We start from the raw sequence: 20,551 nt of genomic DNA, 5'->3' as shown, positions 1-20,551 counted from the left end.
GATACTCAACAGTACGCTGACGCAAGGTGCCGGGGATTTGTTTCAGGCGTGCTTCCTTGCAAAATAGTTTGCAAATCGCCGCGTCAGGCGGCGGGCAACAGAATTTCGCCCCGTCCGATCGTCGCCGTGTCGCCGCCAATCTTCTGCACGAACAATGGCATAGGCTTCGGTGCGAGCTGGCCGAGGGCAGATTTCAGGTAGCGCGCCAGAACCCGTACGATCACGAGATCGTGTTTGCCGGTATCGACGAATGTCGGGAGAAGGCTGTCGACCGTCGGGGCGATCAGCGTGCCACGGCGCATCATCAGGCCAGGCTCCGGACCGAGGCCGCCCTCAGCCCAGATAGTGCCGCCGATCATCCGCGTGCCGGTACCCGCACCCGTCTTTCCGCGGACGACAACAGTGCCTCTGCGCATCTTTTCGCCGGCTCGCGCGCCGATATTGCCTTCGACGACGATGATGCCGCCCATCAGGCCGAAACGGTCTCCGGAAACGATGCCGCCGAGATTATCGCCGGCGTTGCCGAGGACGTGGATCATGCCGCCGGTCGCACCGGATGCCAGATGGGAGCCGGCGCTGCCCTGAACTTCGAGCTTGCCGCCGGTCATCTTGCGGCCGGCATAGTGGCCGACGTCGCCGACCACGCGGATCGTGCCGCTGTCGAGACCGAAGGCGACGAAATCGAGCGTGGGCGTTGCGCCCTCGACGGTGAGGACGTCGCCCGGGGTTCCTGAAATTTCGAATGCATCACCGAGGGCGACGCCGCCCTTTTCGATGCCGACGTTCAGCCGTGCGATTTCGTGCGACGACAGAGCGGCGAGCTTCGCGGGCGTGATGTCCTTGAACGTCAACCGCTCGTTCGCGGGCGCCTTGAGGCGCAGCGTGAGGCCGCTCATCAGATCAGATCCTTCAGATGATAGTGATGCTGGCCGAGCTTGCCGCCGTAGTTGCCGGCGGTGATGCGCGTGACGCCGCGCTTCGCCCCGATGTCGGTGACGGCTTTGAGGCCAACCCGCATGGCATCGGCAACGGCTTTCGACGTCAGGCCGTCAATAACAATTTCGAGGACCGCGAGCGTGTCGGGCGCGAGCTCGGTCTTCTTGACCGTGCCGCGAAGCGTCGGACAGAAAGCGTCGTTCGTCGACGCAAACATGCCCGCGTATTTCGCGCCGACCTTCGAGCCCGAGCGCACGATGCCGCCGGGAAAGGGCGTAATGACGTCATCGACCTTGGCGATTGCGTCAACAGCGGCTTCAGCCGTTTCGAGAAGTCCGGCGCGGTCCGTGCCGAGGATCAGCATGTTGCCGCCGCCGACGGCGTCGGTCGTCAGGCCTGTTTCCTCTTCGATCACGAATTCGCCGTCCATGACGGGCACGCGCCAGTAGCGAGTGCCGCCGAGTTTCTTGGCCGTCTGAAAGCCGTCGCCGAACAACCGCGGTCCCTTGCCGAGGCCGATGGACTTATCGGCCTTGAGGCCGGCGTAGCAGGCGGAGCCAGGGCTCGTCAGCACGCACTGGCCGATGCGATTGCGGATTTGCGGAACGAGCGCGTCGGGCGAAAATCCGAAGATGAGGATGCGGACGCCGGGGCGGCCGTCGGGTGTTTCGTCGGGCGACAATTCCTTGTCGATGCCGCATTCAGCGCCGCATCCGATCACCGACGTGCCGAAGCCCGTCGCGACGGTTGCTGCGATGCGTGCCCATTTCAGCGTATCGGCCGTGATGATGATGCCGGTTCCGCTCATGCCAAAAGCTTCGGCGAAGGTATCGTCGATGGCGACGCCGTTGACCGTCTTGCTCATGCTGCGCGTGCCCTGGTCGGTTGGATGATCAGCGAGCCGCGGCCGCCGTTGACGATTTCATCATCGGATAAGCGGAAGTTGTCCATGCGTACCGTATGATAATCTTCGAAGTAGCCCTTCAAAGATCTCTCGATGCCCGGGTCGTAGGACGGCCGCATGACGTGCGTTCCGCCGTTGACGACCTTGACGATCTTGCCGTTGCGCACGATCAGTTCGCCGTTCTTGAAGAGAAGTTCCGGCGTCGTGAACATGGCCTCGCGATCGGGATTGTCGTCGTAGACGGTGATGTCCGCCCAGGCGCCGACGCCCAGATGGCCGCGATCGACGAGACCGAGGCTGCGAGCAGGGCCGGCGCGCGTCATGATCGCTATTTCGTAGAGCGAATATTCGCGGTCGAGGGATGCGAGCGTCGAATACTTCAGCGCGTCCTGATTGATCGTCTGCATCCGGTCGCGGCGGAACTCCTTGTCCATCAGGAGCCGGATGAGATGCGGGTACCATGTGAACGGTCCACCGTTCGGATGGTCCGTCGTCAGGAACAGGCGCCATGGATCGTTGACGAGCAGGAACAGCTCGAGGCCGATGGCCCACTGCAGCGCGTTGACGAAGCTCTTGTCGCGATACTTGAAGGGAACGACACCACAGCCCGCGTCGCACTCGATATCCATCACGACCCATTTCTTCGGATCGGCGGAACGGGTGTTGACGAACTGGCGCATCGAGTCGCCGGAGGCCGTGCACGTCTGGCCGAACATGACCTGGCCGACGTCGCACGACACGTTCTTGTTGGCGTTGACGGCTTCGGCGATGGGCGCGGCGGCGGATGAAAACTTCAGGTCGCCTTCGGTGCCGTAGCTATGGAACTGAATGTGCGTGAGATGGATCGGCAGGCCTTCCGCGCCCCTGATCGTCTCAAGCGTCGTCTCGTAGCCGCCCGGTACTCCGAGATTGCAGCCATGAATATGCAGCGGATGGACGACGCCGAGCTCATGCAGGCCGCGGGCCAGCGTCACGATGATGTCGCGCGGTGTGACGCCGTAATAGACGTGCTTCTCATCGAGATCGAGCTTGCGCTGATTGAACTTGAAGGCGCTGATGCCGCCGGGATTGACGACCTTGACGGCGATCGCCTGCGCGGCGTGCATCGTCCAGGCGATGTAATCCTTGATGGCTGCGAAATCGGCCTTGCCGGCGAGCTGGCGCAGGAAGAAATCGTCGGAGCCCAGCATCACGAAGGCGCCTTTGTCGATGATCGACGTATCGCCCATCTCCATGTGCGCTTGCCGGGCATTCGCGGGCAACATCGCGGGCTCGAAAGCGGCCGTGTATCCCATCTCGGCGTAGCGATAGCCTGTTGTCATCGTCGACGGGACGGCGTGGCCGACGCCGGCGCGCGTCAATTCCGTGCGCGCCACTTCATGGCCGATGTGATCCTCGGGAAGCAGCATGCGGGCGATCGTCATCTTGCCGCCGCCGATGTGCGAATGCGGATCGATGCCGCCGGCCATGATGACCCGGCCGTGCAGAGGGTATTCCTGATCGACCTTGGCGGTCGGCTCAGGAGAGACGATGCGGCCGTTCTCGATGAAGATGTCGCGAACTTCGCCGTCGACCCCGTTCGCGGGATCGTAGACTTTGCCGCCAGTGAGCTTGATGAGCATTCTCGGTCTCGTATTGGGCCTAGAGGGCAGCTTCAATTTTTTCGAGTACGTCGGCGGCGCGAGGCAGTGTCGAATTGCGGAGCTTGCGCAATGGCAGCGATACGACGTTGTCGACGCGCACCATAATGCCCGCATGATCGATGCCGGGCGTGCCGACGGGAATATAGACCTTCGGAGTCCGCGCCGGCTTGATCGATGGCGTGCCGAGAAGGATCATCGGAATATCCGTATCCGGCGGAGACAAATCAGGTGTGAACGAAGCGAGCCACAAAAGCAGGTCGCTTTCCTTGGCGTAGAGCATGCGGTTCATCGCATAGCGCTCTGAATCGTAGTCGGGCTTGCCGCTCGCGAACGAGACGCGCAGCGGGAAACCGGACTGCCAGCCGCATACTGCGCCTGCCGAAACTGCGCCTTCGTTGCCGCCGAGGGCGAGGCCTGCGAAGCGCGATGTCAGGTTGATGTCTTTGACGAACTCGGAGACCGCCTGCACCGTCAAGTCGGCGTTGGCGAAGCTGAGGCTCGGGGGCGCCCATACGACGACGCCGTAGCTCGCGGCCTTGCAACGCTCGAGCAGATCTTCGACGGCCGCTCGCGGCAGGCCGCCAATGTTATCGCCGGTGATGGTCGCGCCTTTGTTCAGGGCACGCATGGCATCGAGAACTTCGCCGATGCGGTCGGTCTTCACCGGAAGCGTCAGAACTTCGCCGATGCGATTGCCTTTGACGGCAGACTGATCGAGCCCTTCGCCGAGGAACACGACCGTTCGCTTCGGCGGATTATCCGAGAACATCGAGGCTTCGTTGCAAACGATGCGTTCGAAGAAGCGCGGATGAAGCTTGTGGACGTCGCTGCCGGCGATAATGAACAGGTCGGCGCGGTTGCGCGCCTCGGTGAGCGTCGTCATCACCCAGCCCGAGGTCTGCAGCACTTTGAAATTGCGATACTGAGCGTCGCTCAGCGCATGGTCGACGATGCCGCCGCCCTTTTCCGCGAGGGCCATGATCGCGCGGACGCCTTCGACGTCCGTCGCGAGGCCGCCAAAGATCGGCAGGTGGCTTTCACGGATGAGACGCGCCGCGGCAGCTATGGCCTCGTCCAGCGACACATCTTTTCCGTCGACTTGCGGAGAGGGTTCGACGAGCTTCCGTTCGAAGCCCGCTACCGATTTCACGCAGCCGTTTTTCAAAACTTTAAGCCCTTCGCTCGAAGGGCCGATCTCAAGATCGTCGCAAAGAATGCCGCAAAAAGGACAGGCGACGTTCGTATGGTGGTTTGCGCCGTGACTCGACTTTTCGGATTCCAAATCCTGCTCCTCATGGTCCCTGGTCTCGCGACCGGCGGGATTCGACCAAAGCACGCGGCCGCAGGTAAAACAACGTTACCGGGGCGGTCAAGCGTGGCGAACGGACAGATTGAATGCGACACATTTTGCCGTCTTTCCGTTGACGATGAACCTGCCTATTGTCCCGCCGCTCGATCCCGGGCCAAGGACCTGCCCAACGCACCAATAATTTCCGGAGGAATGTATGCTCAAACGGTTGCTGATCGCCGCCACGATCTTCGGCCTCGTGCCGCTGGCTCTGACCGGCGCCGCATGGGCGCACGGCCCGTCTCGCCAGAAAGTCGTCGAGTCCGTCGAGATCAATGCGCCCGCCGATAAGGTCTGGGCCGTGATCGGCAATTTCCAGGATGCGAGCTGGATCCCCGCCGTCGCCAAGACCGAGGGCAAGGGGGGCAACGACACCGGCGCGACCCGCACCCTGACGCTCCAGAGCGGCGGCACGGTCGAGGAACAGCTCGATACGTATGACGCTGCGGAGAAGTCCTACTCGTACGAGATCACCAAGGTCGACGTGAAGGTCCTGCCGATCAACGATTATTCCTCGCGCATCACCGTGACGGCGAACGGCGACAAGACAACGGTCGAATGGAAGGGCGCGTTCTACCGCGGCTATATGCTTAACGACCCGCCGCCGGAGCTCTCGGACGAAGTTGCAAATAAGGCGATCACAGATCTCTACACCTCAACCCTCGCGGCGTTGAAGAAGAAGATCGAAGGCGGAAGCTGAGGGACGATTGAACGCCTCGCGGGTTCGACGGAAGCTCGGTCTTTGCCTGCCGGCACTCGGCGTGCTCACGCTGGCCGGGCCGTGCGGGGCCGCCGCCGCGCATGAGGCGATCGTAACGGGTCAACCTTCCGACAGCGTCTCGTTCGTCGATCTGTCAGCGATGAAAGAGACCGGGCGCATTCATGCCGGCGGCAAGCCCGCCGGCATTGCTCTTTCCCCCGACAAGGCGACGGCTTACGTCACCGCACCGGATGGAAAAGAGCTGATCGAGATCGACGCCGTTTCGCGCGCGATCAAGCGGCGTCTCGTTCTCGGCGGCGCGCCCCTCGGGATCGCGGCGCATCCCACCCGGCCCGAGGTCTATGTCGCTGATTGGTATGCGCATAAGGTGATCATCGTCGATACCGGGACGCTCTCCGTTTCGGGCGAGATCGCCGTCGGGCAATCTCCGTCGGGGCTTGCCGTGACGCCGGACGGGCGTTTGCTCTTATCTGCCGATCGCGATAGCGACGCCGTTTCGATTATCGATATCGGGACGCGCACGCGGCTGGCGTCGGTCGAAGTCGGAAATCGTCCCTTCGGCATCACGATCGACGCTAGCGGCCAGAGGGCCTTCACCGCCAACGTCAAGAGTGACGACGTCACCGTGATCGAGATCGCCACAAAGAAGGTGATCGGGCGCGTGGCGGCCGGGCGGCGTCCTTACGCGGTCGCCTTGGCCCAGGGGAGGGGGTTCGTCACGGACCAGTACGGCGGGACCGTCACCGTGTTCGACCAGTCGACGCTTCAGCCGATCAAGCGGATCGCGGCTTGTGATCATCCTGAAGGCATCGAGCCGGACGCGGACGGAGCGAACGTCTATGTGGCGTGCTGGGGTGACGACGTTCTTCTGCGCATCGATCCCCGAAGTCTTGCCGTAACGGGCAAGGCCGCGGTCAGCAGCGGGCCCCGGGCGTTCGGCAAATTCATACGTTGACCGCTGGGATACCTGGGCGATGACCGCCTGTGTGGCGTCCGGCGATAAACGTCCGGGTTACTGCCTCGGGTTACTGCCCCGGATTACTGGCCGGGTTACTGGCTTGTAAGTTGAGACTTTCCGATCTTCCGGCATCCTTCGGAATGCCTTGCATTCGGTTCATGGCCCGGGTCATTGACTGAAATTGGCAAGGCTTCTGGTCAAGCTGCCGTTGTCCCGCTACACAGCCGGGAAAAAAGTTTCGCATCGACGATCTGGAGGATCGCCCCCTATGTTCACTTTTCCCTTCCGCACAGCCGGTCTTGCGGCGTTCGCGGTCACTTGCCTGAGTGCTGCAAGCGTTGCGGCCGAGGCGCCGAAGCCGGCCGAAATCCTGTTCGACCGGCCGCACATTGCTGCGGTCGCTCCGGGTACCGACCTCGTCTACAAATTCGAGCGCAAGCCTTCCAATCCGAAGGCGCTCGGCGAGGGCTACACGGATGACATTATCGTGAAGGTCGAAAGCGACGGAGCGCCGGGCAAGAAGAACGTTATGATCAAGATGTACTCGGGGGATAGAGCCCGCGAGCCGCAACGGATCACCGACATGGACGGCAATCCGATGCTCATCATCTATCTCGACAACGCGGTTGCGCATTTCCGCGAGCTGGCAGGTGGGGACAGTGCTTATCTCAAGGGCATGTTCAGCCGGCATCTCGGCGACGGCGCAACGATTGCTCCGGCAACGATCGTCTATAAGGGCCAGACGGTCGAAGGCTATCGCGTAACCGCGACGCCGTTCGTCAACGATCCGGCGCGTGGAAAGATGAGGGGTTTCGAGGGCGCGACGTTTACGATTGCGCTGTCGGACAAGATCCCCGGTTACTTCGCGAAGATGACGGCCGAGTACAACAATACGGACAAGAACTCGCCGACGCTCGAAGAGACGACGACGCTTGAAGGTGTAGGAGAGGTAAAATGACAAAGGGCTTCTCGAGCCTGGCATTCAGCGGGCTTTTCGTGGCGGCTGTTCTGGTTTCCGCCGTGGGTTCGCGCGTCGCGGCACAGGAATTGCCGCCCAACGATTATCCAACAACGGCGCGCGCCGATTACGTTTATGCGTGCATGGCGGTCAACGGCCAGAACCGCGCCAACCTCGACAAGTGCTCGTGCTCGATCGACGAAATCGCGGCGATCTTGCCGTACGCCGAATATGAGGAGGCGGAGACGCTGTTGTCCGTCGGTCTGAAAGGCGGAGAAAACGTCGCCTGGACGCACGCGCCGGAATTCCAGGAAAAGGTGAAAAATCTGCGGCGCGCGCAGGTCGAAGGTGAGTTGCGCTGCTTTTGATGATTGTGCCCGGCGACTCCCCTGCGGGGAGCCGGCCGCCGGGCGCGTTTTTAGTTTTCCGCGAGCCGGCCGGCGAGCGCGGAAGAGATCATTCCCATTCGAGTTCGGTGAAGGCGGCGGTGACGTTGCGCGGGTGATGCTCGTCGAATAGCGCCCAATTTCCGCGCTCAGACTGTCCGGCCGTCGCGACGGCTTGCTCGATCGTGTTGCCGTCCTTGATCATCTTGCGAACGTCGCTCGCCAGAACTTTCAGATAGCGTTCTACGGGCTTGATCGCATCGGGCCAGGGCATCGTGTTGGGTCCGTGGCCCGGAACGGCGCGCTCGGCTTTTTCCTGCATCAGCGTTCCGATGAGATTGATCCAGCCGACGAGCGAACCGTCGAGTGTCGGAACATGATTTGAGAAAAGCAGATCGCCGAGAAAAAATGTGCCGGTTGCTGAATCGAAGATCGTCAGGTCGTTGTCGGTGTGCGCTGTGGGGCGCGCCTTGAGCGTCAGTGTTCGGCCACCGAGATCGAGGTCGAGAGTGTCTGTCACGAGCAAGGTCGGCGGAATGATTTCGGTGCCCGCGAAAGCTTCGTCACCGATTCGCTGACGTGCATTCGCCAGATAGCTGTCCTTGCGTGCATAGAGAGAAGCCGGAAGCTTGTGGTGGCCGACGAACTCGCACCCCGCCGATTTGAAGGCGGCGTTCCCCAGAACATGGTCGGGATGCATGTGGGTGTTGATGACATAGCGAATGGGCGTCTCAGTTATCTTCGAGATAGCCTCATGAAGATCATTACCGGCCGCGTAGGAGCCGCTCGTATCGATCACGGCGACGGCCGAACTGCCGACAATGCAGACGGCATTTGAAATATTTCCGCGGTTTTCCCTGTTAACCAATTCGTATTTGCCGACGTGAACAAAAACGCCCGGCGCGATCTCGTGGACGCCGATCTGCTCAGCTTCAGCCTTAGAAACGCGCGGCAGGAGCGGCAGGAGCGCTGCCAAGGTCACACCGCGGAGGAACTCTTTCCGGGAAGTTTTTGCATTCAAAGGTGAAATTTCAACCATTCAATCCAGGCCTCTGGAATTTGTGCGATATGGATGCTCGCAAGGTGTGTTCAGTCCGCGACTTTTCACGAAAGTGGGCAAATTCCTAATCACCAAGCCTAATTTTTACCGCTCAGAAACAACTAGACGTGCGCCGCAGCATTTTTTGTGCATTGCAATTTCTTCCGGTGAATAAAGGGGTAATTTGGGTCAGAGGTGTTGTCCTAATTTGCCGCAGCGGAATGATCGTCGCACTTCGTGTTGCGGCTTGAAAAAAAAAGTGTCTACATGCGCCTCGTTCACGAGGACTACCGGTTTCTACACGGTTTCGTGAAGCACTCCTTCTCCGACGGGGCAAAGACGGGAGAAAATCCCGCAATTCCTGAGATCGGAGCCAGGAGATATCGGCAGTCCTCGGGTTCGACTTGCAAGCGTGGCAAGACTTTTCTCAAAACGGAGGAAGCGCGATGCGCAAAAGTGCATTCGCCTACGGTTTGCTCGCAACAGCCGCGTTCTCGGCGCCCGTCTGGGCGAACGATGACGTTGCCAAGTTGTCGGCAGATCCGAATAACTGGGCCCAGCAGTCCGGCGATTATGCCGGTACGCGGTATTCCGCTCTGGACCAGATCAACACTGAAAACGTTGGTCAGCTGAAAGTGGCATGGACGTTCTCGACGGGCGTTCTTCGTGGTCACGAAGGCGGCCCGCTCGTGATCGGTGACACGATGTACCTTCACTCGGCGTTCCCGAACATCGTGTTCGCACTGAACCTCGCCGACGAGCAGAAGATCATCTGGAAGTATACGCCGAAGCAGGACCCCTCGGTCATCCCCGTGATGTGCTGTGACACGGTTAACCGTGGCGTGCAGTATGCCGAAGGCAAGATCTTCCTCCATCAGGCCGACACCGCTCTCGTCGCTCTCGACGCGAAGACGGGTAAGGAACTGTGGAAGGTGATCGACGGCGATCCTAAGAAGGGCGAAACGGGCACTGGTGCTCCGCTCGTCACGAAGGACAAGGTGATCATCGGTATCTCGGGCGCTGAGTTCGGCGTTCGTTGCCACCTCACTGCCTACGACATCAACAGCGGCAAGAAGGTCTGGCGCGCCTACTCGATGGGCCCGGATTCTGACATCCTGGTTGATCCTGAAAAGACCCTGTCGCTCGGCAAGCCGGTCGGCAAGGACTCTTCGCTCAAGACCTGGAACGGCGATCAGTGGAAGATCGGTGGCGGTTCGACCTGGGGCTACATGGCCTTCGATCCTGAACTCAACCTGATCTACTACGGAACGGGCAACCCATCGACCTGGAACCCTGCACAGCGTGCGGGACCGGATGGCAAGCCGATCGACCAGAAGTGGTCGATGACCATGTTCGCTCGTGACGTCGACACCGGCGTTGCTAAGTGGGCATACCAGATGACGCCATTCGACGAGTGGGACTACGACGGCATCAACGAGCCGATCCTGGCCGAACTCGATTTCGATGGCACGAAGCGTAAAACGGCAACTCACTTCGACCGTAACGGCTTCGGCTACACCTGGGATCGTGCAACGGGTGAGCTTCTCGTCGCTGAGAAGTATGACCTCGCCACGAACTGGGCATCTGGCATCGACATGGACAAGTCCTCTAAGGACTATGGCCGTCCGATCCGCGTCGCCAAGTACTCGACGTTCAAGGATGGCAAGGGTGCCGACGTGAACACGAAGGGCATCTGCCCTGCGGCTCTCGGTTCTAAGGACCAGCAGCCGGCTTCTTACTCGAAGCTGACTGGCCTGTTCTACGTTCCGACGAACCACGTCTGCATGGACTACGAGCCCTTCAAGGTTTCGTACACGGCTGGTCAGCCCTACGTTGGCGCCACGCTGTCCATGTTCCCGGGTCCGGATGAACCGAAGCGTATGGGTAACTTCATCGCTTGGGACGGCACAAAGGGCAAGATCGTCTGGTCGAAGCCTGAGCAGTTCTCGGTCTGGTCGGGCGCTCTGACCACCGCTGGCGGCGTTGCCTTCTACGGCACGCTCGAAGGCTACTTCAAAGCCGTCGACCAGAAGGATGGCAAGGAGCTCTTCAAGTTCAAGACGCCGTCGGGCATCATCGGCAACGCTATGACTTACAGCCACGGCGGTAAGCAGTACGTTGGCATCTTCTCGGGCGTTGGTGGTTGGGCCGGTATCGGTCTTGCTGCTGGCTTGACGAACCCGACCGATGGTCTCGGTGCTGTCGGTGGCTACGCTGGCCTCTCGGAGTACACGAACCTCGGTGGCTCGCTCACCGTGTTCGCTCTCCCATAGGACACGCGCCTAGAAATACGGGAGCCGGTGCAGGGAAACCTGCGCCGGCTCTTTGCCGTCCGGCCACGCATCAGCCAACCAACCCGATACCCTGTCTTTTCAAAAGAACGGCGCGACAAGTGGCGATATTTTTTCGCCCTGAAACGCGGCGCAAAAAGCGGGAAGCGTTCGGCGAACGGCGGCTCACCATCCACGATCTCTAGAATGGATTTGGGAACGGTCAGTGCGGTGGTGACCCACGCAATTCAAACGACAGGATGAAGAGGAACATCGTGAACAAGTTCAGTAAGAGATTGGCCTTCGCGCTGATGGCTTGTGCCGCCGCCGGAGCTGCCGCTTGCCAGGAGCAGAACAAGCCCGAAGAGAAGGCTGCTGCACCGGCTCCGACGACCGAAGCCGCTCCCGCTCCAGAAGCCAAGACTGAAGCTGCCGCGACGCCTGCCGCCGAACCAGCGAAGCCCGCTGAGACGGAAGCAGCTGCGCCTGCCCCGGCGCCCGCAGCCGAACCCGAGAAGAAAGCGGAAGCACCTGCCGCGCCGGCTCCAGCTCAACCCGAGCAGGTCGCGCAAGCCGAACCGGCTGCAGCACCCGCTGCACCCGCAGCGTCGTCAGCCGCGCCCAATCCGGATGATCCGAACTCGCCGCCCGAGGGATCGCGCAAGCCGGATGGCGATGCCGTCTATCCGAACCCGGTCAGCGATCTCGCCAAGAGCGAGGGCATCAAGTTTGAAGATGGCCGTTATCGCAACAAGGACGGCGATCCCCTGCCGGTTGTCACGAAGGACTACATGGTTGACTGGGGCACCTGGAACGGCTTCCGCCGCTATCATGATGCCTGCCACGTTTGCCATGGCCCGAATGCGCTCGGCAGCACGTTCGCTCCGAACCTTGGGGAAAGCCTAAAGACGATGGATTACAATACGTTCCTCGCGACGGTTTCCAGCGGCCGCGTCGTCAACCGCGCCGGCACGGAATACGTCATGCCGGCCTTCGGTGAAGACAAGAACATCATGTGCTACATCGACGATATCTACACGTACATCAAGGCACGTTCCCAGAACATGGTCGACAGCCACACAGGTATGCCTGCCGGTCGTCCGAATGGCCGTGAAGATATCTCGCCCGAAGCCAAAAAAGCTGCGGAAGAATGCACGGGCTGAGGATCTGGAATTTTATCCGATCCTCATCATATGATTGTTAGTCCGGAGCGCGTCGGCGTCGCTCCGGGCTGACAGTAAATTCGGTCATTGAAGGTTCAGGGGGGCGGGTCGCAATTGCGGCGTGCCCCCACTCCATATCAGGAGCCGGCACGTTCACGCCGCTATAACAAAAAGGTTATCAACGTGAGGAAACAAGCGCTCAACGTTTCATTCTTTTCAGCGCCTGCATTGGCTCTGGGAATTACTGCTGCCGTTTCGATATTTGCTTTTCCCATTCGTTCAAACGCCGCCGACGTGCCGAAGGCAGATCTGGTCAACAGGCAACAGCTTCGCGTTTGCGCCGATCCGGCCGATCTTCCGTTCTCGAACGAGAAGGCTGAGGGCTTTGAAAACAAGATCGCCAACATCATCGGCGAGGAGTTGAAGCTTCCGGTCGTCTATACGTGGTTTCCCAAGGCGACGGGCTTCGTACGCATGACACTTGGCGCCAAACGATGCGATCTCGTCATCGGATGGGGGCAGGGCGATGACCAGGTGCTGAACACGAACGCGATCTATCGTTCGACGTCGGCCCTCATCTACAAGAAAGGCACCGGCCTCGACGGAGTCGACTCGCTCGCCGACCCTCGCCTCCAAGGCAAGAAAATCGGCGCCCAGCAGGCCTCGGCCGGGGCAACGCTCGCCGCACGGTACGGTCTGATGTCCAACGTGCACGGCTACCCGCTGATGGTCGATCGCCGTTACGCAAATCCCGCCGTAGACATGATCAACGACATTCGCAAGGGTGAAGTCGACGCCGGAATCTTGTGGGGGCCGATCGCGGCTTACTGGGCGTCGCGGGACGGCGTGCCGCTCGTTGTCGTTCCTCTCGTGAAAGACGTCGGCGCCGCCAGAATTGCATTTCGCATTACGATGGGCGTGCGTAACGGCGACGATGCCTGGAAGCGCCAGCTCAACGAGGTCATTCGCAAACGGCAGGGCGATATCGACAAGGTGCTGCTCGATTACGGCGTGCCGCTGTTGGTCGATGACGATACGTCGACCGAGATGATCACAAAGCCGCGCACGTCGGCTACGGCAGAGCCAGCTCCGGCGGGCAGTGCGGCGACGGCGTCGTCACCGGCTCCAGCGGCGGCTACGCCTTAAAGACGCGAGACGCGAATTCGGAAGCGGCGGATTTTTAAGCGCCGCTTCCCGATTATTTCACCGCTTATTCCCTTGCTTCGGGCAATCTGAAAGTTTCCCGCCAAAGATGCTTCTGCCCCGCGCGCTGATGATCGTCGCGTTGATCGTTACGGCAGCACTTTGGATGCCGGTTGCCGGCACCCTCGCCGTGTTAGCGGAAGAGGATGTTTCCGGTCCTGCACCCATCGGCGAGGCGCCACCTGAGCCTCAGTCCTACCGGACCGATAATTATCGCAAGCCCGTGCCACTGACGCTCAAAGGCGCAACGGTGCTGTCCGACAGCGAGGCAATGAAAATCTGGACTGCGAAGACCGCCGTTTTCATCGACGTCTATCCGCGTGCGCCGAAACCGGAGGGCCTTCCTGAGGGTACGATCTGGCGGGATACGTCGCACATGACAATCGAAGACGCCGTATGGCTTCCGAATGTCGGCTACGGCGTTCTGTCGGCAGATGCGGCTCAGTATTTTCAACGCAACCTCGAGATGCTGACGAAGGGCGATAAGACGAAGCCGCTCGTCTTTTTCTGTCTCAAGAATTGCTGGATGAGCTGGAATGCCGCAAAGCGCGCTTTGAGCTACGGATATACGAACGTCGATTGGTATCGCGACGGCAGCGACGGCTGGCAGGAAGCCGGCGGCCTCGTCGTCGACGCTCATCCATTGCCTTGAGCCTCGAGCGGCCCTGAGGCGTGAATTTCAATTTGATTGCAATCTGCCGCACTGGCCGCCACCTCGTCGCCACCGTTTCGAGGTGGATCGGATGTTAACGGCTTCGGACGCGATCCGCTGATGGGTTGCTATACAAGTTGGCGGGATGGTGTATTGCGCAGCACACTGTAGATTTCGCGCAGAATGCAATCTCTCAGCCAGAGAAGCGGGGATAGAGTGACACTAAATGAACTAGCGATCCTTTTGGCCGCCTTGGCGCTAGCCGCACCGCTCGCGCGATTTTTCGGTATCGCAGCAGTTCTTGGCTATCTGGTCGCGGGCGTACTTCTCGGGCCGTATGGCGTCGGGCGGCTGTTTTCCGAGCACGATGCGCAGCAAGTTCTGCACTTCGCGGAATTCGGCGTCGTTCTGCTGCTGTTTTTGATCGGATTGGAGTTACGGCCCAAGCGGCTTTGGGCCATGCGCCAGGCCGTCTTCGGCATCGGCACATTGCAGGTGGCGATTACCTCGCTCGCGCTCGCGTTCGTCGGCATTCTATTTTTCGGAACCCAGTGGCAGCCGTCGCTGTTTGCAGGCGCTGCTCTGGCGCTCTCTTCGACGGCCTTCGCTTTGCAGGTGCTCGAAGAGAACAACGAACTTTCGACCCGGCATGGCCGGCTCGGCTTTTCGGTGCTTCTGTTCCAGGACCTCGCCGCCATTCCGCTGATTGCGCTCACACCGTATTTCGCGGTGACGGCCGCCAAGTCTGCACCGGTCATCGATTACTTCGCTTTCGCAAAGGGCCTCGGGACGATCGTTCTCGTCGTCGTCGTCGGACGTTATGTGCTCGATGCGTTTCTGCGTCTCGTGGCGCTCTCGCGCGTGAAAGAGGCCATGACGGCGGCCGCGCTTCTGACAGTCGTCGGCGTCACGCTGATCATGGAAGCCGTTGGATTGTCAGCGTCGCTCGGCGCCTTCATCGCGGGTGCTCTGCTTGCCGAAAGCAGCTATCGCCACGAACTCGAGGCAGACATCGGGCCTTTCGAAGGACTGCTGCTCGGGATCTTCTTTACCGCCATCGGCATGTCGCTCAATCTCGGACTTCTGCTCGCGGAGCCGGGGCTGATCATATCGCTCACGCTGGCGCTGATCGTCGTGAAGGCCACTATCCTGTTTCTGCTCGGTCGCTGGCAGGGACTCGAGGCCGGACCGTCGCGCCGGCTGGCTTTTGCTTTGTCGCAAGGCGGCGAGTTTGCCTTCGTTCTGCTGTCGGTCGGTCAGGCCGCTGGTGTCCTCGGCAGTAAACCGTCGCAAATTCTCGCGGTCGTCATCACCTTGTCTATGGCGATGACGCCGGTGCTCCTGCTGCTCGACCGCAGGCTTTCGGCAAAGGCGAAGGCGCCGACGCGTCCCTTCGATACGTTGCCCGACAACGACGGACACGTCGTGATCGCGGGGTTTGGACGGTTCGGACAGATCACGGCCCGCGTGCTGCGCGCGAAGGGTATTCCTTTCACGGCGCTCGACATCAGCGTGGAGCAGGTCGACTTCGTCAGACGCTTCGGCAACAAGGCCTTCTTCGGTGATGCCAGCCGGCCTGAGGTGCTGGAGGCAGCGCAGATGGACAAGGCGCGCGCCTTCGTGCTCGCGATCGATGACGTCGAAGCGTCGATGCGCGCGGCGGAATACGTCAAGAAGCAGTATCCACACGTGCCGATCTACGCGCGTGCGCGTGACCGCATGCACGCTTACCGGCTGCTCGACCTCGGCGTCGCGGCGATGCGGCGCGAGACCTTTTTGGCGTCTTTGGACCTGACGCGATCGTTGATGCTGGGTCTCGGGTATTCCGAGCGGGTCGCGAGCCGCATCGTCAAGACCTTCCGGGATCACGACGAGCGGCGTCTCAACGAAGACTACAAGCTGTCGTCGGATGTCGAGAAGCTTCTGGAGCGGGCGCGCACGTCGCAGGCCATGCTCGAGAAGCTGTTCCGCGAGGACGAAGCGGAAGAAGCCAAGCTCGCACACGCCGAGAAAGGTCCGCGCGAGGGCAAGACTTCGCGTGACGCCAAGGCCAAGGCGGACACCATCGACCCTTAAGCGTGACACTTGGTCCCCTACGGCAATGGGTCCGGAGGTGCGGTTTTTGCCGTGCACCACGGGTCTCGCTGCGGTAGACGGGGCCGCAATCCCCCGGTAAATGTCCCTCGACCTCACGGCGGCGCCAGCGGCGCTCATGAAAACGGATCCACGAAAAGAATGAGTAAAGCCCAGATCAAGGCCGACACGGCGCCGGCAGCAAGCCTCGGGGAAATGGCCAATGCCATCCGCGCCCTGGCGATGGATGCCGTTCAGGCGGCCAATTCCGGTCATCCCGGGATGCCCATGGGCATGGCCGATGTTGCGACCGTTTTGTTCACCGAAGCGCTCAAGTTCGATGCGAGTGCGCCGGAATGGCCGAACCGCGATCGATTCGTCCTGTCGGCCGGTCACGGGTCGATGCTTCTTTATTCACTCCTCTATCTGACCGGTTATCCCGGCATGACGATCGAGGAGATCAAGAACTTCCGTCAATTCGGTTCGAAGACCGCGGGTCATCCCGAATATGGCCACGCTCCCGGAATTGAGACGACGACGGGGCCGCTGGGCCAAGGTCTCGCCAATGCCGTCGGCATGGCGCTGTCGGAACGCTTGCTCGCGGCGCGCGTCGGCTCTGAACTCATCGACTATCATACGTACGTCATCGCCGGTGACGGATGCCTGATGGAGGGCATCAGCCAGGAAGCCATTTCGCTCGCGGGGCATCTGAAGCTCGGCAAGCTGATCGTCCTCTGGGACGATAACTCGATCACCATCGACGGTGCGACCAGCCTGTCGGTCTCGGACAGCGAAGTGAAGCGCTTCGAGGCGTCGGGCTGGAATACGGCGAAGGTGGACGGCCACGATGCGGCGGCCGTCTCGGCGGCGATCAAAGCAGCCAAGGCCGATCCGTCGAAGCCGTGGCTCATCGCCTGCAAGACGCAGATCGGATACGGCTCGCCGAACAAAGCCGGTAAATCTTCCGCTCACGGCGAACCGCTTGGCGCCGAGGAGATCAAGAATACGCGCGAGAAGCTCGGTTGGCCGTATGGGCCGTTCGAGATTCCCGGTCACATCCTCGCCGCTTGGCGCGGGGTTGGCAGCGCGCACGAGAAGCTTCGCGCCGAGTGGACAACGCGCGTATCCGCTGCGAGCCCGGAAGCGAACGCATTGATTGCCGGGCGCGATACGAAAGCCCTCGTTGCGAAGGCGATCGCCGAGGCGAAGACCGCTTTCACGAGCGATACCGCAAAGCGCGCCACGCGTGTCTGGTCGCAGTTGACGATTGAACGCCTCGTGCCGGTCCTGCCGGAATTGATCGGCGGATCCGCTGACCTCTCGGGATCGAACGGCACGCGGACCAAGCACCACAACTCCGTGACGCCCGAGAACTTCTCAGGCAATTACATCCACTACGGCGTGCGCGAGCACGGCATGGCCGCGGCGATGAACGGCCTCGCACTCTCGGGCTCGTTCATTCCCTACGGCGGGACGTTCCTCGTCTTCGCGGACTACTGCCGTCCTTCCATTCGTCTCTCGGCTTTGATGCAGCAGCGCGTGCTTTACGTGCTGACGCACGACTCGATCGGTCTTGGCGAAGACGGGCCGACGCATCAGCCCGTGGAGACCCTGAGTTCGCTCCGCGCGATCCCTAACGTAAATGTGTTTCGTCCGGCTGACGGCGTCGAAACGGCCGAGTGCTGGGAGCTGGCGATTGCGTCCGAAGCGGCGCCATCAGTTCTGGCCCTGTCGCGGCAAGCGGTACCCAATCTTCGTGCGGATGGCGCTGAAAACCTCAGCGCAAAGGGCGCGTACGTTTTGAAGGCGCCGGAGGGCAAGCGCGACGTGACGTTGCTCGCGACCGGCTCCGAGGTTGGCCTCGCAGTCGAAGCGGCTGCTGCGCTGGCGAAGGATGGCATCAAGGCCGCCGTCGTCTCCATGCCGTCGTTCGAACTCTTCCGTGCTCAGTCCGAGGCCTATCAACGTGATGTCCTCGGCGACGTTCCGCGGATTGCGGTCGAAGCAGGCACGGCACAGTCGTGGTACGAATGGCTTCGCAATCCGTCCGACGTCTTCATCGGCATGCACGGTTTCGGCGCGTCGGCGCCTGCCGGTAAGCTCTATGAGCATTTCGGCATCACCGCTTCGCACGTAGCGGAAGCAGCGCGGGGCGCGATTTCGAAATCCGCATGACGAGCTGACAACCAGGCATTTGATACCGGAATGGACGCGGAATGAACCTCGACAAGCTGAAGACGACGGATGGGATCGACGTCGAAGGTAAACGGGTTATCGTTCGAGCCGATCTCAACGTTCCGGTGAGAGACGGGAAAGTCACGGACGCGACGCGTCTCGAGCGGCTGCTGCCCGGCATCAACGCCTTGGCCAATCGCGGCGCCAAGGTGATCGTGATCTCACACTTCGGACGGCCGAAGAATGGTCCTGAAGCCGACCTGTCGTTGAAGCCTGTCGCCGAGATGATGCAACGCTTGCTCGGGCGGCCGGTTGCTTTTGGCGGCGACAGCATCGGTGCGGAAGCCGCGAGTGCCGTCGGCAAGCTGAAGAATGGCGATGTGGCGCTTCTCGAGAACCTGCGTTTTCACAAGGGCGAGGAGAAGAACGATCCGGCCTTCGCGGGAGAGCTTGCGAAGCTTGGCGACATCTTCGTGGGCGACGCATTTTCGTGTGCGCACCGCGCGCATGCGTCGACCGAGGGATTGACGCATTTTCTTCCGTCATACGCCGGGCCGCTGCTGATGGAGGAGATCAACGCCCTCAGAACCGCGCTCGAAAAGCCCCAGCGGCCGACCGCTGCGGTCGTCGGCGGAGCCAAGGTTTCGACGAAGATTCCGGTTTTGACGAACCTCGTCGCGAAGGTCGACAGCCTGATCATCGGCGGGGGCATGGCGAACACGTTTCTCCAAGCTCTCGGCGTCGCCGTCGGCAAATCTCTCGCTGAGCCGGAGTTTCATGCGACCGCGCGAGACATCATGGCTGCCGCGAAGCAGAAGGGCTGCGAAATCGTCCTGCCGGTCGATGCGGTCGTTGCGCGCGAATTCAAGGAAGGCGCCGCCAGCGAGGTTGTGGCGATCGATAGCGTGCCGGCGGACGCGATGATCCTGGACGTTGGTCCGAAATCCGTTGCGCGCACCAGTGAACTCCTCGATCGTACTAAAACGCTGCTTTGGAACGGCCCGCTCGGAGCGTTCGAAATTGCGCCTTTCGGCGAGGGTACGTTTGCGCTGGCGCGCGCGGCCGCTCAATTGACGAAAGCAGGAAAGCTTGTTTCGGTCGCGGGCGGCGGAGATACGGTCGCGGCTTTGAACTCGGCCGGCGTGGCGGATGATTTCACCTATGTCTCGACCGCAGGCGGCGCATTCCTCGAATGGCTCGAGGGCCGCGAATTGCCAGGCGTCGCAGCGCTCGCGCGCTGAAGACGCGTTTACCGGCGAGCCAAGCATCAGGAAGTAGGCTGTAATGCTCGCAGATGCTCATATCTATCTTGGCGTCGGTCTTGCGGGTCTCGCGAGCTTCCTGTCGCCATGCGTGCTGCCGCTCGTGCCGCCCTATCTCGGTTATATCGGCGGGACGACGCTCGATCAGTTGACAGGTGACGAAAAGATAGACCGCGGCGTCTGGTTGCGCGTCGTCATTTCCGCTGTGTTCTTCGTCCTGGGGTTCACGACGATATTCGTCAGCCTCGGCGCCGGAGCGAGCTCGATCGGTCAGGTGCTGCTCTCTTATCGCGCGTCGCTCGGTACGCTCGCCGGTATCGTCATCATTCTGTTCGGGCTGCACTTCCTCGGAATTTTCCGCATCCATCTTTTCTACAATGAAGCGCGATATTCGACCGCCGCAAAGGAATCGAGCTTCCTCAGCGCCTACGTCATGGGGCTCGCGTTCGCGTTCGGGTGGACGCCGTGCATCGGGCCGGTGCTCGCAACGGTGTTGACGCTTGCCGCGAGCGAGTCGAGCCTCTCAGCCGGCGTCAGTCTGCTCCTTGTCTATTCGCTCGGTCTCGGCGTCCCGTTCATCCTTGCCGCAATCGCGATACGCCCGTTCCTCGGGTTCATGAAGCGGTTCAAGCGCCATTTCGCGACACTCGAAAAAGTCATGGGGCTGCTGCTCGTCGTAACGGGTCTGCTGTTCGTGTTTGGTGCGCAGAACTGGTTCAGCCAATGGATGATCGAGAACTTCCCGGCGCTGGGTAGGATCGAGTCCCTCGTCACGCCCTCTGATCTCAGTTCGGAGATTTTGAAAAAGGGAACGCCCTGAGGCGGGGCCTGAGCTCTTCAAATGAAGCCATTGGAATGAA

General features: G+C 61.0%; 17 protein-coding genes. 12 read left to right on the top strand and 5 right to left on the bottom strand.

Annotation, left to right across the window (positions count from 1 at the left end; translation table 11 throughout):
• Nucleotides 1–83: 83 nt before the first annotated feature.
• The 4 genes from BM399_RS18530 to BM399_RS18515 are packed head-to-tail and all read right to left on the bottom strand — an operon-like array spanning nucleotide 84 to nucleotide 4,765.
• A complete protein-coding gene (locus tag BM399_RS18530) occupies nucleotides 84–896 on the bottom strand; it encodes a formylmethanofuran dehydrogenase subunit C (protein ID WP_092869285.1) in 813 nt (270 codons plus the stop codon).
• Entirely contained in the window at nucleotides 896–1,801 is a 906-nt protein-coding gene (gene fhcD / locus BM399_RS18525) for a formylmethanofuran--tetrahydromethanopterin N-formyltransferase (RefSeq protein WP_092869284.1), read from the bottom strand. The genes BM399_RS18530 and fhcD overlap by 1 nt, the downstream gene beginning before the upstream one ends.
• On the bottom strand, nucleotides 1,798–3,462 hold the full coding sequence (locus BM399_RS18520; RefSeq protein ID WP_092869283.1) for a formylmethanofuran dehydrogenase subunit A: 1,665 nt from the start codon (nucleotides 3,460–3,462) through the stop codon (nucleotides 1,798–1,800). Before BM399_RS18520 ends, fhcD begins: the two co-directional genes overlap by 4 nt.
• A gap of 19 nt (nucleotides 3,463–3,481) precedes the next feature.
• Nucleotides 3,482–4,765 (bottom strand): formylmethanofuran dehydrogenase, encoded by a 1,284-nt coding sequence (locus tag BM399_RS18515; protein WP_092869459.1) that lies wholly within the window; start codon nucleotides 4,763–4,765, stop codon nucleotides 3,482–3,484.
• A 223-nt stretch (nucleotides 4,766–4,988) separates the two neighbouring features.
• Here BM399_RS18515 and BM399_RS18510 point away from each other — a divergent pair, with 223 nt between their 5' ends.
• From BM399_RS18510 to BM399_RS18495, 4 genes are all read left to right on the top strand, one after another.
• On the top strand, nucleotides 4,989–5,531 hold the full coding sequence (locus tag BM399_RS18510) for an SRPBCC family protein (protein ID WP_092869282.1): 543 nt from the start codon (nucleotides 4,989–4,991) through the stop codon (nucleotides 5,529–5,531).
• Between the two features lie 7 nt (nucleotides 5,532–5,538).
• Nucleotides 5,539–6,507, top strand: a complete 969-nt coding sequence (locus BM399_RS18505) for a YVTN family beta-propeller repeat protein (RefSeq protein WP_425284105.1) — start codon at nucleotides 5,539–5,541, stop codon at nucleotides 6,505–6,507.
• Nucleotides 6,508–6,778: 271 nt separating this feature from the next.
• Nucleotides 6,779–7,468 carry a hypothetical protein gene (locus BM399_RS18500; RefSeq protein WP_092869281.1) on the top strand — a complete coding sequence of 230 codons (690 nt, stop codon included), beginning with the start codon at nucleotides 6,779–6,781 and terminating at the stop codon, nucleotides 7,466–7,468.
• The gene (locus tag BM399_RS18495; protein WP_092869280.1) at nucleotides 7,465–7,836 is read left to right on the top strand and encodes a hypothetical protein; all 372 of its coding nucleotides are present in this window, start codon (nucleotides 7,465–7,467) and stop codon (nucleotides 7,834–7,836) included. Before BM399_RS18500 ends, BM399_RS18495 begins: the two co-directional genes overlap by 4 nt.
• 88 nt (nucleotides 7,837–7,924) lie before the next feature.
• Here BM399_RS18495 and BM399_RS18490 read toward each other — a convergent pair whose 3' ends face one another.
• Complete coding sequence (locus BM399_RS18490; protein ID WP_092869279.1) at nucleotides 7,925–8,893, bottom strand: quinoprotein relay system zinc metallohydrolase 2; 969 nt, start codon at nucleotides 8,891–8,893, stop codon at nucleotides 7,925–7,927.
• A 446-nt stretch (nucleotides 8,894–9,339) separates the two neighbouring features.
• On the opposite strand from BM399_RS18490, the gene BM399_RS18485 reads away from it, so the two are divergent.
• The 8 genes from BM399_RS18485 (at nucleotide 9,340) to BM399_RS18450 (ending at nucleotide 20,511) form a co-directional block, all read left to right on the top strand.
• The gene (locus BM399_RS18485; protein ID WP_092869278.1) at nucleotides 9,340–11,166 is read left to right on the top strand and encodes a methanol/ethanol family PQQ-dependent dehydrogenase; all 1,827 of its coding nucleotides are present in this window, start codon (nucleotides 9,340–9,342) and stop codon (nucleotides 11,164–11,166) included.
• A 272-nt stretch (nucleotides 11,167–11,438) separates the two neighbouring features.
• Complete coding sequence (locus tag BM399_RS18480; protein WP_244531363.1) at nucleotides 11,439–12,326, top strand: cytochrome c family protein; 888 nt, start codon at nucleotides 11,439–11,441, stop codon at nucleotides 12,324–12,326.
• A gap of 183 nt (nucleotides 12,327–12,509) precedes the next feature.
• Nucleotides 12,510–13,472, top strand: a complete 963-nt coding sequence (locus BM399_RS18475; RefSeq protein ID WP_092869457.1) for a quinoprotein dehydrogenase-associated putative ABC transporter substrate-binding protein — start codon at nucleotides 12,510–12,512, stop codon at nucleotides 13,470–13,472.
• A gap of 106 nt (nucleotides 13,473–13,578) precedes the next feature.
• On the top strand, nucleotides 13,579–14,181 hold the full coding sequence (locus BM399_RS18470) for a PQQ-dependent catabolism-associated CXXCW motif protein (protein WP_092869277.1): 603 nt from the start codon (nucleotides 13,579–13,581) through the stop codon (nucleotides 14,179–14,181).
• A gap of 216 nt (nucleotides 14,182–14,397) precedes the next feature.
• Nucleotides 14,398–16,257, top strand: a complete 1,860-nt coding sequence (locus BM399_RS18465; protein ID WP_092869276.1) for a monovalent cation:proton antiporter-2 (CPA2) family protein — start codon at nucleotides 14,398–14,400, stop codon at nucleotides 16,255–16,257.
• A 159-nt stretch (nucleotides 16,258–16,416) separates the two neighbouring features.
• Nucleotides 16,417–18,429, top strand: coding sequence for a transketolase (tkt, locus tag BM399_RS18460; protein WP_092869275.1), 2,013 nt, complete (start codon nucleotides 16,417–16,419; stop codon nucleotides 18,427–18,429).
• 41 nt (nucleotides 18,430–18,470) lie between these two features.
• On the top strand, nucleotides 18,471–19,670 hold the full coding sequence (locus tag BM399_RS18455; RefSeq protein WP_092869274.1) for a phosphoglycerate kinase: 1,200 nt from the start codon (nucleotides 18,471–18,473) through the stop codon (nucleotides 19,668–19,670).
• A gap of 43 nt (nucleotides 19,671–19,713) precedes the next feature.
• The gene (locus tag BM399_RS18450; RefSeq protein ID WP_092869273.1) at nucleotides 19,714–20,511 is read left to right on the top strand and encodes a cytochrome c biogenesis CcdA family protein; all 798 of its coding nucleotides are present in this window, start codon (nucleotides 19,714–19,716) and stop codon (nucleotides 20,509–20,511) included.
• The last annotated feature ends 40 nt before the right edge of the window (nucleotides 20,512–20,551 follow it).

Source organism: Hyphomicrobium facile (assembly GCF_900116175.1).
Taxonomy (GTDB): Bacteria; Pseudomonadota; Alphaproteobacteria; order Rhizobiales; family Hyphomicrobiaceae; genus Hyphomicrobium_B; species Hyphomicrobium_B facile.
The sequence above is the reverse complement of the archived record's forward strand: the minus strand, read 5'-3'. Positions and strand labels throughout refer to the sequence as shown.